This window comes from Faunimonas sp. B44, assembly GCF_052655945.1.
Window position 1 is genome coordinate 301,231 of sequence record NZ_JBQYEX010000004.1, and the last position, 14,148, is coordinate 315,378.

17 protein-coding genes are annotated in these 14,148 nt (G+C 68.3%); 11 read left to right on the forward strand and 6 right to left on the reverse strand.

All coding sequences use genetic code 11. The features are described 5' to 3' along the window. Window positions 1-53 precede the first annotated feature (53 nt). Window positions 54-1,157 carry a TRAP transporter substrate-binding protein gene (locus ACUN0C_RS10340; protein WP_445466271.1) on the reverse strand — a complete coding sequence of 368 codons (1,104 nt, stop codon included), beginning with the start codon at window positions 1,155-1,157 and terminating at the stop codon, window positions 54-56. A gap of 196 nt (window positions 1,158-1,353) precedes the next feature. Further along, a complete protein-coding gene (locus tag ACUN0C_RS10345; protein ID WP_445466272.1) occupies window positions 1,354-2,460 on the reverse strand; it encodes a TRAP transporter substrate-binding protein in 1,107 nt (368 codons plus the stop codon). A 66-nt stretch (window positions 2,461-2,526) separates the two neighbouring features. Here ACUN0C_RS10345 and ACUN0C_RS10350 point away from each other — a divergent pair, with 66 nt between their 5' ends. The 8 genes from ACUN0C_RS10350 (at window position 2,527) to ACUN0C_RS10385 (ending at window position 9,328) form a co-directional block, all read left to right on the forward strand. Next, a complete protein-coding gene (locus ACUN0C_RS10350; protein WP_445466273.1) occupies window positions 2,527-3,522 on the forward strand; it encodes a formate dehydrogenase accessory sulfurtransferase FdhD in 996 nt (331 codons plus the stop codon). Continuing rightward, on the forward strand, window positions 3,519-4,187 hold the full coding sequence (gene mobA, locus ACUN0C_RS10355) for a molybdenum cofactor guanylyltransferase MobA (RefSeq protein ID WP_445466274.1): 669 nt from the start codon (window positions 3,519-3,521) through the stop codon (window positions 4,185-4,187). Before ACUN0C_RS10350 ends, mobA begins: the two co-directional genes overlap by 4 nt. Further along, window positions 4,184-4,702, forward strand: a complete 519-nt coding sequence (mobB, locus tag ACUN0C_RS10360; RefSeq protein WP_445466275.1) for a molybdopterin-guanine dinucleotide biosynthesis protein B — start codon at window positions 4,184-4,186, stop codon at window positions 4,700-4,702. Before mobA ends, mobB begins: the two co-directional genes overlap by 4 nt. Beyond that, the gene (locus ACUN0C_RS10365; protein ID WP_445466276.1) at window positions 4,695-5,975 is read left to right on the forward strand and encodes a molybdopterin molybdotransferase MoeA; all 1,281 of its coding nucleotides are present in this window, start codon (window positions 4,695-4,697) and stop codon (window positions 5,973-5,975) included. The genes mobB and ACUN0C_RS10365 overlap by 8 nt, the downstream gene beginning before the upstream one ends. A 139-nt stretch (window positions 5,976-6,114) precedes the next feature. After that, complete coding sequence (locus ACUN0C_RS10370; protein WP_445466277.1) at window positions 6,115-6,894, forward strand: ABC transporter substrate-binding protein; 780 nt, start codon at window positions 6,115-6,117, stop codon at window positions 6,892-6,894. 61 nt (window positions 6,895-6,955) lie between these two features. Beyond that, window positions 6,956-7,711, forward strand: coding sequence for an ABC transporter permease (locus tag ACUN0C_RS10375; RefSeq protein WP_445466278.1), 756 nt, complete (start codon window positions 6,956-6,958; stop codon window positions 7,709-7,711). Beyond that, window positions 7,708-8,397, forward strand: coding sequence for an ABC transporter permease (locus ACUN0C_RS10380; RefSeq protein ID WP_445466279.1), 690 nt, complete (start codon window positions 7,708-7,710; stop codon window positions 8,395-8,397). The genes ACUN0C_RS10375 and ACUN0C_RS10380 overlap by 4 nt, the downstream gene beginning before the upstream one ends. Window positions 8,398-8,458: 61 nt before the next feature. Beyond that, window positions 8,459-9,328 carry an NAD(P)-dependent oxidoreductase gene (locus ACUN0C_RS10385; protein WP_445466280.1) on the forward strand — a complete coding sequence of 290 codons (870 nt, stop codon included), beginning with the start codon at window positions 8,459-8,461 and terminating at the stop codon, window positions 9,326-9,328. Between the two features lie 12 nt (window positions 9,329-9,340). Here the strand turns inward: ACUN0C_RS10385 and ACUN0C_RS10390 are convergent, their stop codons facing one another. Both ACUN0C_RS10390 and ACUN0C_RS10395 read right to left on the reverse strand, forming a co-directional pair. Beyond that, a complete protein-coding gene (locus ACUN0C_RS10390; protein WP_445466281.1) occupies window positions 9,341-9,829 on the reverse strand; it encodes a DUF302 domain-containing protein in 489 nt (162 codons plus the stop codon). Between the two features lie 83 nt (window positions 9,830-9,912). Beyond that, complete coding sequence (locus ACUN0C_RS10395) at window positions 9,913-10,398, reverse strand: Lrp/AsnC family transcriptional regulator (RefSeq protein WP_445466282.1); 486 nt, start codon at window positions 10,396-10,398, stop codon at window positions 9,913-9,915. Between the two features lie 164 nt (window positions 10,399-10,562). On the opposite strand from ACUN0C_RS10395, the gene ACUN0C_RS10400 reads away from it, so the two are divergent. Genes ACUN0C_RS10400 through ACUN0C_RS10410 form a run of 3 tightly spaced genes read left to right on the forward strand, consistent with a single transcriptional unit; the run spans window position 10,563 to window position 12,880 of the window. Beyond that, complete coding sequence (locus ACUN0C_RS10400) at window positions 10,563-11,519, forward strand: sulfurtransferase (RefSeq protein ID WP_445466283.1); 957 nt, start codon at window positions 10,563-10,565, stop codon at window positions 11,517-11,519. Between the two features lie 7 nt (window positions 11,520-11,526). Beyond that, entirely contained in the window at window positions 11,527-12,717 is a 1,191-nt protein-coding gene (locus tag ACUN0C_RS10405) for a YeeE/YedE family protein (RefSeq protein WP_445466284.1), read from the forward strand. 4 nt (window positions 12,718-12,721) lie between these two features. Further along, window positions 12,722-12,880 (forward strand): hypothetical protein, encoded by a 159-nt coding sequence (locus tag ACUN0C_RS10410; protein ID WP_445466285.1) that lies wholly within the window; start codon window positions 12,722-12,724, stop codon window positions 12,878-12,880. Here the strand turns inward: ACUN0C_RS10410 and ACUN0C_RS10415 are convergent. Both ACUN0C_RS10415 and ACUN0C_RS10420 read right to left on the reverse strand, forming a co-directional pair. After that, window positions 12,873-13,496 carry a uracil-DNA glycosylase family protein gene (locus ACUN0C_RS10415; RefSeq protein WP_445466286.1) on the reverse strand — a complete coding sequence of 208 codons (624 nt, stop codon included), beginning with the start codon at window positions 13,494-13,496 and terminating at the stop codon, window positions 12,873-12,875. The genes ACUN0C_RS10410 and ACUN0C_RS10415 overlap by 8 nt on opposite strands. Continuing rightward, complete coding sequence (locus ACUN0C_RS10420; RefSeq protein ID WP_445466287.1) at window positions 13,493-14,062, reverse strand: MBL fold metallo-hydrolase; 570 nt, start codon at window positions 14,060-14,062, stop codon at window positions 13,493-13,495. The genes ACUN0C_RS10415 and ACUN0C_RS10420 overlap by 4 nt, the downstream gene beginning before the upstream one ends. Window positions 14,063-14,148: the final 86 nt, after the last annotated feature.

A 14,148-nucleotide genomic window follows, 5' to 3' on the forward strand; every position in this document is an offset into this window, starting at 1 on the left:
GCAGGAAGGCCCCGGATCGCTCCGGGGCCTTCCGCGCGAGCCGCTGCGGAGCGTCAGATCTTCGCGTTCCGCTGCTGCACCATCATGAAGGTGTCGTAGGTCAGCTCCGAAACCTGCATCCACAGATAGCCGTCCTTGCGGTAGGCGGCCATCGACTCGTAGACCTTCTTGAACATGGCGTTCTGGGCCATGATCTCCTGATAGGTTTCCTGCGCGGCGTTGAAGCAGGCCTCCATGACATCCTGGCTGAAGGCCCGGAGTTGCGCGCCGTTGGCGGCGAGCCGCCGCACCGCGCCGGGATTGAGCGCGTCGTACTTGGCCATCATGTCGACGTTCGTGTAGCCGGCCGCGGCCGTGCAGACCGCCTGGTAGCTCTTCGGCAGCTCTTCCCACTTCGCCTTGTTGAAGAGCACGTGGAGGGCGGGGCCGCCCTCCCACCAGCCCGGGTAATAGTAGTACTTGGCCACCTTCACGAAGCCGAGCTTCTCGTCGTCATAAGGCCCGACCCACTCGGCGGCGTCGATCGTCCCCTTCTCGAGCGAGGGATAGATGTCGCCGCCGGCGATCTGCTGCGGCACGACGCCGAGCTTCTCGATGATCTTGCCCGCCATGCCGCCGATGCGCATCTTCACGCCGCGCATGTCGGCGACCGAATTGATTTCCTTGCGGAACCAGCCGCCCATCTGCGCACCGGTATTGCCCGCCGGGAGCCCGTAGAGATCCTGGGTGGCATAGAACTCGTTCAGGAGGTCCATGCCGCCCTGGTGATAGAGCCAGGCGTTCATCAGCCGGTTGTTCAGCCCGAACGGAATGGCCGTGGCGAGCGCGTAGGTCGGATCCTTGCCCCAGTAATAGTAGCTTGCGGTGTGGCACATCTCGACGGTGCCGCTCGCCGCCGCGTCGGCCGCTTGCAGGCCGGGCACGATCTCGCCCGCGGCGAAGACCTGGATCTTGAAGTTTCCGTCGGTTGCTTCCGAGACGTACTTCGCGAACACCTCGGCCGCGCCGTATATGGTGTCGAGCGACTTCGGGAACGACGAGGTAAGCCGCCAGCTCAGTTGCGGTGCACTCTGGGCGATGGCCGGGCGGGCGAGCGATCCGGCCGCGCCCGCCGCCAGACCGAGCCCGGCGCCCTTCAGGACGTCACGACGCTTCATCTTCCTTCCTCCCTCTGAGCGGGCGCTCTGCCCGCGGCAGCGCTCTTCAGGCGCTTGCGAGGGCAGCCTAGCACGCGGGCGGAAGCCGGCGAATAGTACCGAAGGCCTATTCGAATACTGCCGCGCCGATCGCGCGGGCAAGAAAAAGGCCCCGGAGCGTTGCTTCCGGGGCCGAAAGGTCGACGGCGTCAGCGTTTCAGAGCTTGGCGCCGCGCTGCTGCACCATCATGAAGGTGTCGTACGTGTACTCGGAGATCTGCGCCCAGAGATAGGCGCCTTCGCGATAGGCCATCATCGAGTCGAAGACCTTCTTGAAGTCCGCGTTCGAAGCCGACAGCTCGGCGTAGGTCTCCTTGGCCGCGTCGAAGGACGCCGCCATGATCTCCTGGCTGAACGGCCGAAGCTGCGCGCCCTGGCCGACCAGCTCGCGGATCGCAGTCGGGTTCAGCCAGTCGTAGCGCGCGAGCATGTCGACGTTCGCCGCCTGCGCCGCCGCCCGGACCACGCCCTTGTAGCTGTCCGGCAGCTCGTCCCAGCGGTTCTTGCCGATCAGGAAGTGGAGCATCGCGCCGCCTTCCCAATAGGCCGGGTAGTAATAGTACGGCGCGACCTTCACGAAACCGAGCCGGAGATCGTCATAGGGCCCGACGAACTCGGTGGCGTCGATCGTCCCCTTCTCCAGCGCGGCATAGATGTCCCCGGCCGAAATCTGCTGCGGAACGACGCCGACCTTCTGGAGGACCGCGCCGGCGAGCCCGGCGATGCGGAACTTGAGGCCGCGCATGTCCTGCAGGCTGTTGATCTCCTTGCGGAACCAGCCGCCCATCTGGGCGCCTGTGTTGCCGCCGGGCAGGCCGTACAGGTTGCTCTTGGCGAAGAACTCGTTGAGGAGGTCGATGCCGCCGCCATAATACATCCACGCATTCTGCATGCGGGCGTTCAGCCCGAACGGGATGGCGGTCGCCAGCGCGTAGGTCGGGTCCTTGCCCCAGGAATAATAGACGGCCGTATGGGCCATCTCGACGGTCTCGGCAGAGACGGCGTCGAGCGGCGCGGGCCCGCCGGGGACGATCTCGCCGGCGGCCAGGACCTGGATGCGGAACTTGTTGTCGGTCGCTTCGCGGACGTACTTCGCGAAGAGCTCCGCCGTCCCGTAAAGCGTATCGAGCGACTTCGGAAAGGCCGACGTCAGCCGCCAGTTCAGCTCCGGCGCGCTCTGTGCGATGGCCGGGCGCGCCAGCGTGGTCGCCGCTCCGGCGGCAAGGCCAGCGCCCAGTCCCGTGATAACGTCACGACGCCTCATCAGATGATTACTCCCTTTCCCATTGAAGTTGCGGGCTGATTGCGCCCGGGTGGCGGCGTCGCTAGCATGCTGCCGACGCCTTGTCATTATGGCCGAAGGTGGCGGATCGCCGGCTTTGCTTGCCGATCCCGCCGCAGTTCGATCGGCCGGGCGTCTGAGCCCGAGGAGCCACGCCTGAGCGACTATCTGATCAAGCCGGACGCGAACGACCCGCGCCTGTCCGCCGTCGTCACCGGCGTCGACCAGAGCGGAGCCGCGGTCGAGGTCCGCGTCGTCACCGAGAAGGCGCTGACGCTCTACCTGAACAGCCAGGAGATCGTCACCATGATGACGATTGGCGACCATCCGGACCTGCTGGCCGTCGGCTACCTCCGCAACCAGAACATGCTGCGGCCCGACGACAGGATCACCGGCATCGACCATGACGAGGAACTGTCCGTCGTGGTCGTGCGCACCGAACGCGCCACCGACTACGAGGACAAGCTGAAGAAGCGGGTGCGCACCTCGGGCTGTGCGCAGGGAACGGTGTTCGGCGACGTGATGGCGAGCTTCGACGAGGTGCGGCTCGCCCCGGAGGCGAAGCTCAGGACCAGCTGGCTCTACAGCCTCGCCAGGGAGATCAATCTCACGCCCTCGCTCTACCTGACCGCCGGCGCGATCCACGGCTCGGTCCTGTGCCGGCAGGACCGGCCGCTCGTCTACATGGAGGACGTCGGCCGCCACAACGCGGTCGACAAGATCGCCGGCTGGATGTGGCTGAACGAGGTGCCGGCAGAGGACAAGATCTTCTATACGACGGGGCGACTCACCTCCGAGATGGTGATCAAGACCGTGATGATGGGCATTCCGATCCTCGTCTCCCGCTCCGGCTTCACCGCCTGGGGCGTGGAGCTCGCGCGCCGGGCCGGGCTGACGCTGATCGGCCGCGCGCGCGGCCGCCGCTTCGTCGCCGTCGCCGGCGCAGAACGGCTCGTCTTCGACGCCGACATCGAGGCCGTCGAGGAGGAGGCAGGCAGGCACCGGCGCAAGGGCAGCGCCGGCATGGGCGAGGCCGCAGAGTGAACCAACCCGACCTCGACCGGTCCCGACCCGTTCCCGCGGTCGTCCTCGCGGGCGGCCTTGCACGGCGGATGGGCGGGGGCGACAAGCCGCTCGTCGAGATCGGCGGGCGACCCATGCTCGACCACGTTATCGAGCGGCTTCGCCCGCAGGTCGACGCGGTCGTCATCAACGCCAACGGCGACCCGTCGCGCTTCGCGGCCTACGGCCTCCCCGTCGTCGCCGACACGGTGGAGGGCCACGCCGGGCCGCTCGCGGGCGTGCTGGCCGGCATGCGCTGGGCCGAGGTGGCGATGCCCGAGGCGCGCTTCATCGTGAGCGTCGCCGGCGACACGCCGTTCTTTCCGCGCAATCTCGTGGCGCGGCTCTCGGAAGGATGCGGCCGGGACGAGAACACGATCGCCCTCGCCGCCTCGCCCGACGGCACCCATCCCGTGTTCGGCCTGTGGCCGATCGCGCTCGCCGACGCGCTCGAGGCCTTCCTGCGGAGCGGCGAAAGCGGCAAGATCCTCGCTTTCACCGACCGGCACGTCCGGCTGAACGTTCCGTTCGAGACGATCGATGCGGCGGGCGAGGAGATCGACCCCTTCTACAACGTGAACACGCCGGAGGAGGCCGAGAGGGCAGCCGGCATAGCCAGAGCGCTCGAAAGCGGGGCCGCCGGATGAACATGCCGGTTTTCGGCGTGACCGGCTGGAAGAACTCCGGCAAGACGACGCTCGTCACGCGGCTCGTCACCGAGTTCGTCGGCCGCGGCCTGTCGGTGTCGACGATCAAGCACGCCCACCACGCTTTCGACATCGACACGCCGGCGACCGATTCCTTCCGGCACCGGGCCGCGGGCGCCGGCGAGGTCCTGATCGTGTCGGGGAAGCGCTGGGCCCTGATGCACGAGCTCCGGGGCGAGGCGGAGCCGGCGTTCGAGGAGGTGCTGCCGCATCTGTCGCCCTGCGACCTCGTGCTCGTCGAGGGCTACAAGCGGGAGCGCATTCCCAAGATCGAGGTTCGCCGGTCCGCCGCTGCGGGCGATCGCCCGCTCGCTCCCGACGATCCGACAATCGCCGCGATCGCGGCCGACCATCCGACCGAAAGCCACGGCCTTCCGTCCTTTGCGCTCGACGATGTCGCGGCGATCGCCGATTTCATCGCCGATCGGCTGAAGCTTTGGTGCGCAGATGCCTGAGCGCCGCCTGATCGACGATTGCTTCCTCACCGACAAGGAAAGGCTGCGGCACGACGAGGCGCTGGCGATCCTCCGCGCCCGCGTCGGACGCGTCGTCGGCGTCGAGGAGATCGCCCTCGACCATGCCGTCGGCCGGATCGTCGCCGAGGGGGTGGCGAGCCCGCGGCCGGTTCCGGCGGCCGACAATGCCGCCGTCGACGGCTACGCCTTCGCCCATTCCGATTACGAAGCGACGGGCGGCTGGTTCAGGGTGGCGGCTCGCGTCGCCGCCGGCCATCCGAGCGGAGCGCCGCTCGCCGCGGGCCAGGCTGTCCGCATCTTCACGGGCGCGCTGATGCCGGCGGGCGCCGACACGGTCGCGATGCAGGAGGATTGCGAGCCGCACCGCCAGGACGGCGAGGACTTCGTCGCGGTTCCGCCCGGACTGAAGCACGGCGCCAACTGCCGGAAAGCGGGCGAGGACCTTCCGGAAGGCGCCGTGGTCGTGCCGCACGGCGCCACGCTCCGCCCGCAGGAGGTGGCGGCGATCGCCTCGACGGGACGCGACCGCGTCGCCGTCTTCGAGCGCCTCAAGGTGGCGGTGATGTCCACCGGCGACGAACTGGTCCGGCCGGGCCATCCGCTCGGAAGCGGCCAGGTCTACGATTCCAATCACTACCTGCTGCGCGCCCTGCTGGACACCGTCGGGGCGGAGGTGACCGACCTCGGCCTTGTGCCAGACCGGGCCGAAGCGGTGCTCGCGACGCTCTCCGCCGCGGCCGGGAGGCATCACGCCGTTCTCACGACCGGGGGCGCATCGCGCGGCGAGGAGGACCATCTCGTCACCAGCCTCGACGCGCTCGGCAAACGCCATCTTTGGCAGCTGGCAGTCAAGCCCGGGCGACCAATGAGCTTCGGTCAGGTCGGGGATTGCGTGGTGCTGGCGCTACCCGGGAACCCGGTCGCGGCCTTCGTCTGCTTCCTGCTCTATGCCCGACCGACGCTCGCCGCGCTCGGCGGCGGCGCGTTCACCGCCCCGCCCCGCTTCCTCGTGCCCGCCGGTTTCGAGCTTTCGGGCAAGAAGGAGGGGCGCCGCGAGTTCCTGCGCGGCATCCTCGCGGAAGGGCCGGACGGGAGGCTCCTCGTGCGCCGCTTCCCGCGCGACGGGTCCGGCCTGATCACCTCGCTGCGGGAAGCCGACGGCCTGATCGAACTCGACGAGGACACGGTTGCGGTCGAGCCAGGCACGCCGGTGCCGTTCATTCCATTCTCTGCCTTCGGCATCAGGGGCTGAAGGCGCCGGAGAAGCCACGTTCCGCGCCCGACGCGGCGCGAATCCCCGTTGCGCATGCGCTGCTTTGATCGGAGTATGCCCGCCAGGGCGGCCGGTTGCGGCCGACGAAAACGTCAAGCAGGGAACAGGGCAGACTGACATGCGCATCCTCAAGCGTCTGGCGCTCGCGGCGACGATGGCCGCACTTTTCGGCGGCATTGCCGAAGCCAAGGAATGGACGAAGGTCCGGATCGGTACCGAGGGCGCCTATCCCCCCTTCAACGAACTGACGCCGGACAACCAGCTCGTCGGGTTCGACATCGATGTCGCCAAGGCGCTCTGCGAGAAGATGAAGGTCGAGTGCGAGTTCGTCACGCAGGATTGGGACGGCATGATCCCGGCGCTGCTCGCCGGCAAGTACGACGCGATCATCGCGTCCATGTCGATCACGCCGGAGCGCGCCGAGAAGGTCGCCTTCACGGGCAAGTACTACAACACGCCCCCCGCACTCGCCGTGCCGAAAGATTCCGCCATCCAGGGCGCCGATCCGGAGGATGTTGCGGGCAAGGCGATCGGCGCGCAGTCCTCCACCACCCATTCGCGCTACGTGGAGCAGTACTACAAGGACGCCCAGCTGAAGATGTACCCGACGGCGGACGAGTATAAGCTCGACCTCCAGAACGGCCGCCTCGACGGCGCGGTCGACGACGTGGTCGTCCTGTCGGAATGGCTCGACACGCCCGACGGCGCCTGCTGCAAGATCGCCGGCACCATCACGCCGGTCGAGGAGATCCACGGCGAGGGCGCCGGCATCGCCATCCGCAAGGAGGACACCGACCTGGTCGCAATGTTCAACAAGGCGATCGAGGAGATCCGCGCCGACGGCTCGTACCAGACGATCAACGAGAAGTACTTCGACTTCGACGTCTACGGCGACTGATGTGCACCCGCCTTCCGGCGGGGCCATCGCCCCGCCGCGGTGACGCGGCGGGCGGGGTGCGATGGCCGACCTGATCGCCCTGCTGGCGCCGGGGCCGACCGGGTGGGGCGATGAAATCGCGGCCGGAACCTGGCTGACGATCCGCCTCGCGCTGTCGACGCTGCCGGTCGGCCTCGCCCTCGGTCTCCTGATCGCGCTCGCCAAGCGCAGCCGCAATCCGTTCCTCCGCGGCTTCGGCGAAACCTTCACGACCGTGTTCCGGGGGCTGCCGGAGCTGCTCACCCTCTTCATCGTCTATTACGGCGGGCAGATGCTGCTGCAATGGGCGGTGCGGCTCGTCTACGACACCTATGTGGAGGTGAACGGCTTCGTCGCCGGCATGATTGCACTGGGCCTGGTCTTCGCCGCCTATGCGAGCGAGGTCTTCGCGGCCGCCTTCAACGGCATCCCGAAGGGGCAGTGGGAGGGTGCCTCGGCGCTCGGCCTCCACCGCATGCAGACGCTGCTGCTCGTCATCCTGCCGCAGCTCGTCCGTCTCGCCCTCCCCGGCCTCGCCAATCTCTGGCTGATCCTCCTGAAGGACACCTCGCTCGTCTCGGTCATCGCGCTGAACGACCTCCTCCGGGCGACGTCCGTCGCGGTCGGCAACACCAAGGAACCGTTCTTCTTCTATTTCGTCGCCTGCATGATCTACCTGGTGATGTCGATCGTCTCCTCGTTCGGCATCACGGCGATCGAACGGTGGGCGGAACGGGGCGAGCGGCAGCGCGGCGCAGTGCCCCGCGGCGAGCCGGTGGCGATCGGAACCAATCCGTGAGCCTCGACCTCCTCCAGCGCTACGGACCGGAACTGCTGGAAGGGCTCGGCGTCACGCTCCGGCTGGTCGTGGTGGCGATCCTCCTCGGGGTCCTGCTCGCCATCCCGATCGCGCTGGCGCGGCTCTCGGAGAACCGCGTGCTGCGCGCGATCTCCTTCGCCTATGTCTACTTCTTCCGTGGCACGCCGCTCCTCGCGCAGCTCTTCCTCGTCTATTACGGCATGGGCCAGTTTCGGCCGGCCCTCGACGCGATCGGCCTCTGGAGCTTCTTCCGCGACGCCTTCAACTGCGCCGCCTTCACCTTCACGCTGAACACGGCCGCCTACCAGGCCGAGATCTACCGCGGCGCGATCCGTTCCGTGCCGCTCGGGCAGTCGGAGGCGGCTTCCGCGCTCGGCCTGTCGCGCTGGCACATCTTCCGCTACGTCGTGATGCCGCAGGCGGCGATCATCGCGCTCCGGCCGCTCGGCAACGAGATCATCCTGATGATCAAGGGCTCGGCGGTGGCGAGCATCGTCACGGTGCTCGACCTCATGGGCGAGACCCGCCTCGCCTTCTCGCGCAGCTTCGACATGACGATCTACCTCTATGCCGCCGCGCTCTATCTGGCGGTGGTCGAGACGCTCAGGCGGGTCTGGAACGCGATGGAGGCGCGGCTGACCCGGCACCTCGCATTGAGGACGTGACGGCCTGACAATCGCCTCCAACGGGGCTATCCGGAGGCGACGGCGGAATCAGGAGAGCGCAATGGCGAAGGTGGCCTTCATCGGTCTGGGCGTGATGGGTTTCCCGATGGCGGGGCACATCGCGGAGAAGGGCGGCCACGACGTCACCGTCTACAACCGGACTGCCGCCAAGCCGGAGAGCTGGGTGGCCCGGCACGGCGGCCGCAGCGCGCCGACGCCAGCGGAAGCCGCGGATGGCTGCGACGTCGTCTTCACCTGCGTCGGCAACGACGACGATCTCCGCTCCGTCACGCTCGGGCCGGAGGGCGCATACCGGACGATGAAGCCGGGCGCGGTCCACGTCGACAACACGACCGCCTCCGCCGCAATCGCCCGCGAGCTCGCGGCGGCGGCCGAGGCGCGAGGGTTCGCCGCGCTCGATGCGCCCGTCTCCGGCGGCCAGGCCGGCGCGGAGAACGGCGCGCTCACGGTCATGGTCGGGGGTGTGCCCGAGGCGTACGAGACCGCGCGCCCCGTGATCGAATGCTATGCGCGCATGGTCGGGCTGATGGGTCCGGCCGGATCAGGCCAGCTCACGAAGATGGTGAACCAGATCGCGATCGTCGGGCTCGTTCAGGCGCTCTCGGAGGCTCTCCACTTCGCGCGGAAATCGGAGCTCGACGTCGAGAAGGTGATCGGCGTCATCTCCAAGGGGGCCGCCCAGTCCTGGCAGATGGAGAACCGGTGGAAGACCATGGTCGAGGATCGCTTCGACCATGGCTTCGCCGTCGATTGGATGCGCAAGGATCTCGGCATCTGCCTCGACGAGGCACGGCGGAGCGGGGCGCACCTCCCGGTCACCGCAATCGTCGATCAGTTCTACTCGGAAGTGCAGGCGATGGGCGGCCGGCGCTGGGATTCGTCGAGCCTCATCAAGCTCCTGGAGCGCTGAACCACCGAGCGCCTACTGGCCGGCGGCCTCCTTGGCGATCTCGTCGAGAAGCGCGTTGACGGTGTCGAGCGCTTTCGTCGAGTCCTCGGACCCGCCGCCCTGCAGGTGGCGGAAGCCGACATGGGTGGTGCCCTTCTGGTCCGCCAACTCGTAGACGAACACGACATAGGGGCAGAAGGCGATGTTCGCCGGATCCGCTTCCATGGCCGTCCGCGACAGGGTGGCGGAGCAGAACTGGAGGAAATCGGCGTGCTCGTAGACCGTCTTGCCGGCACCGACATCGGCCGCGGTGCGGTTCAGCATCTCGCCGATCCGCCCCTCGTAGTCGATCACGAAGCCGCGGTTCACGATCGCGTCGGACACCCCCTGGCGCACGTCGTCGAAGCTGTCCTGGCTCTCGTAGACGGTCACGCCGGCCGGCTCGGCGGCGGCGAAGCCTGCTCCCATCGCCGCGCCGGCAACGACGGCGGCGGCCGCAACAAGACGGAACGAATGCAACATGGCGGTTTCCTCCCACTTCCCTGATATATTCGTCAATCAGAATATATTGCGCCGCGGAAGCCCGGCAGGCAAGCCGTTTCGCACTAGCGCGCCTTCGCGGCCGCCTCGATCTGCATGAAGCCGAGCGGGAGCGCGGTGGTGTCCTTGATCCGCTCCATCGCGAAGGCCGAGGACACGTCGGTGATGTCGATCCGCGACACGAGCCGCTTGTAGAATGCGTCGTAGGCTTCGATGTCCGGGACGACGACCTTGAGCAGGTAGTCGATCTGGCCGCTCATGCGGTAGAATTCCACGACTTCGGGCATGTCGGAGATGATCCGCGCGAAGCGGGTGAGCCAATCCTCGTTGTGCTGGTTGGTCGTGACGGAGACGAAGACCGTCACTTTCACGTTCACCTTGGCCGGGTCGAGCACCGCCACGCGGGCCTTGATGACGCCGTCCTCCTCCATCTTCTGGATGCGCCGCCAGCACGGCGTCGTCGAAAGGCCGACGCGACGGCCGATCTCCGCCACCGGAACGGTGGCGTCCTCCTGCAGGATGGAAAGGATCATGCGATCGAGCCGGTCCAAGAACGCATCTCCATCTGGTAGAACACAGTTTCTCTCCTGCATCGAAGGCAGCGTCAAGTTTTCTCCAACTCGCGCTCCGGCGGGCAACTGCAGGTTTTTCATTCCAGTGACGGGCTCACTATCCTCCGCTCCGATCGACGCGAACCGTTCGGAGGGAGCTTCCGGTGACCCGATTTGTCTTACGCCTCGCGGCTGCCGCCGCGTCCACGCTGTACGCCGCGATCGCGCTTGCGGCGCAGCCGCTCGTCTCGCCGGAATGGCTGAAGGGCCGGCTCGGCTCCGACGAGGTCGTCATCGTCGAGTTCCGCACCGCCCTCGGCGAGTCCTCCCGGGACGAGTACCTGACGGCGCACATTCCGGGCGCGATCTGGAGCGACTATCCGGGGGCCTGGCGCACCGACCGCGACGGCTACCGGGGCACGGTTCCGAGCGTGGAGAAGCTGGAAGCCTATCTTTCCGAGCTGGGCGTCGCCGACGGCAAGACCGTGGTGCTCGTTCCGGTCGGAGCGGGATCGTCCGACTTCGGCGTCGCGGCGCGCGCCTACTGGACCCTCAAATATCTCGGCCACGACGACGTCGCGATCCTGGAAGGCGGCTGGAAGGCGTGGCAGGCGGCCGGCTTGCCGACGGAATCGGGCGACGTGACCCCGACAGGCGATCTCTTCGTCGCCGAGATCCGGGACGCGTACCGCATCGAGACGCCGGACGTTTCGGCGGAGATCGAGGGCGACGCCATCCTCGTCGACGCCCGGCCCGAGGAGCAGTATCGCGGCAGGGACAAGAGCGGCGAGGCCTCCCGGTTCGGCCGTCTGCCGGGTGCGATGTCGCTCGACCAGAACCTCTTCTTCGACGAGAAGGGATCCCGCCTGAAGGCGCTCCCGGCGCTGAAGGCGAGCGTGCCCGCCTCGCTCGCGCCGGACGCAGAGATCGTGAGCTATTGCAACACCGGGCACTGGGCGGCCACCAACTGGTTCGTCCTGCACGAGCTGCTCGGCTACGAGAACGTGCGGCTCTACGTGGAATCCATGGTCGGCTGGACCCTCGATCCGTCCCGGCCGGTGGAATCGGACCGGACCCGCCTTGACGACCTGAAGGCGTGGTGGAACGGCCTGTTCAGCTGAGGATCCGATGAGCGCAAGCACGTTCGGGGCCGCGCCGGCGATCGCCGCGGCTCCTCCCGCTCGGCGGATCGACCGCCCGGCGGTCCTGGTGGCGGCCGCAGTCCTCGCGGCCTTCACGCTGTTGATCGGCTCGGAAGTGTCGGGACGGATGGCCGCGCTGTTCGTGATCGGCGCGGCGCTCGGTTTCGTGCTGCTGCACGGCGCGTTCGGCTTCACCGCAGGCTGGCGCAGCCTGGTGACGACCGGCGACGGGCGGGGCTTCCGCGCGCAGCTCCTCACGATCGGGCTGGCGATGCTTGCCTTCATCCCGCTCGTGAACGGCTACGGCCCGGACGGGCTGACGGGCGCGATCGCTCCGGTCGGCACCTCGCTGGTGGTCGGCTCGTTCATGTTCGGGATCGGCATGCAACTCGGCAACGGCTGCGGCTCGGGCACGCTCTTCACGCTCGGCGGCGGCTCGGCCCGCATGGCGCTCACGCTCCTCTTCTTCATCGTCGGCTCGGTGATCGGCTCCATGCACCTGCCCTGGTGGCTGGCGCAGCCCGGCTGGGACCCGGTCAACCTCGCCGATCACCTGACCGTCCCCGGCACGATCCTCATCCAGGCGGCCGCCCTCGGCGGCCTCGCCTGGTTCACGCTCGGTCGCGAGAAGCGCCGCGGGCTCGTACCGGCGGCCGAGAAGGGCCGGAGCCTCTTGCGCGGTCCCTGGCCGTTCGTCTGGGCCGCCGGCGCGCTCGCCGCGCTCGACATCGCGACGCTGCTCGTCGCGGGTCATCCCTGGACGATCACCTACGGCTTTGCGCTGTGGGGCGCGAAGGCGGCGCAGGCGCTCGGGTTCGACATGTCCGGCTACGCCTTCTGGCAATGGGACAAAGGCAAGACCGCGCTCGAGAACTCTCTCCTCGCCGACGTCACGTCGGTGATGAACGTCGGACTGGTGCTCGGTGCGATGCTGGCGGCGGGCCTCGCCGGCAGCTTCGCCAAGCCGCTCAACCTGACGCCGCGCTTCGCCGCCGCGGCAATCGTCGGCGGCCTGCTGATGGGCTACGGCGCGCGCCTTTCGTTCGGCTGCAACATCGGCGCCTTCCTGGGCGGCATCGCATCCGGGTCGCTGCACGGCTGGATCTGGTTCGCGGTCGCCTTCGCCGGCACGCTGATCGGCGTGCGGCTGCGGCCGGCCTTCGGCTTCAGGGACTGATGCCGTGACGGGACGATCCTTCATGTTCCTGCTGGTCGCGGCGATCGTCGCGCTGATCCTCGCCGATCACCTGCTCTCGCCTCCGCTCCACGCATCCGTCGGAACGGGCGAGACGGCCTGCGCCCCCTGCGGGGCGCCCTGCCCATCCACGACGGCTAGGTAGCCAGGCGGCGCACTTCGGCGCGCAGGACGGGGAGGAGTTCGGCATCGAACCAGGGGTTCTTCCGCAGCCAGCCATTGTTGCGCCAGGACGGGTGCGGCAGCGGCAGGACCTTGGGCGTGCCGCTCCGGGCCATGATCTCGCGCCAGCCCGAGACGGTGTCCGTCAGCCGGCCCTTGCGGTCGGCGCCGAGGTGCCAGGCCTGGGCGTATTGCCCGATGGCGAGCACCAGCTCGATCTGCGGCATCCGCGCGAAGAGTTCGGCCCGCCAGGTCGGCGCGCATTCGCGCCGCGGCGGCAGGTCGCCGCCCTTGGCATCCTGGCCCGGAAAGCAGAAGCCCATCGGGACGATGGCGATCCGGCTGGCATCGTAAAAGCGGGCCCTGTCGAGCCCGAGCCAATCGCGCAGCCGGTCGCCGGACGCGTCGTCGAATGGCGTGCTCGATGCGTGGGCGCACGTGCCGGCGGCCTGGCTCGCGATGCAGAGCCGGGCGGTCGTCGAGACACGCAGGATCGGGTTGGGCGCATGCGGAAGGGCGCGCCCGTCCGGCAGCTCGGCACAGATGCGGCAGGCCCGGACCCGGCCCGCGAACGCCTCCAGATCCACCTCGCTTATCACACTACCATCACCATGCCGTCCTCGGCGACGTCGAAGCCTTCCACCTCCTGCCGATGGGAGAGCATTTCGGCGTTCATGTGGGTCAGCAGGATACGCCTCGCGCCAAGCTCGCCGCGCCGCGCCGCGAGCGTACCGAAATCGAGGTGATGCGGCGCTCTCCCCGCCCAGGCGTAACACTCGCAGATGAAGAGGTCGGCGCCCTTCGCCAGGACGAGCAGGCGGTCCGTCCATTCGGTGTCGCCGGAATAGGCAATCGTCCGTCCCCCGGCTTCGATCCGCAATCCAAGCGACGGCGCGCCGGAGGGATGCAGCACCACCTCGGCGGCAACTGCGGCCCCACCGATCCTCGTGGGCGATGCCGGCCCGATCTCCCGGATGTCCAGCGGGAACCGCCACTCGGTCCGTTCGGAGCCCGGGAAGAACACTTCGAGCGCGCGCCTCACCCGCTCCCCGGTGCCGACCGGTCCCGCGACGACGAGCGGCATCTCCCGGCGCGACGCGAATTGCGCGTCGAGCAGGAAGAACGGCAGCCCGCCGAAATGGTCGCCGTGGAGATGGGTGAGCACATCGCATCCACGTCGTTCGGCGCGAGCCCGAGCCGCTTCAGGCCGGGCAGCGTCGTCGCGCCGCAATCGATGAGAAACGTCGAGTC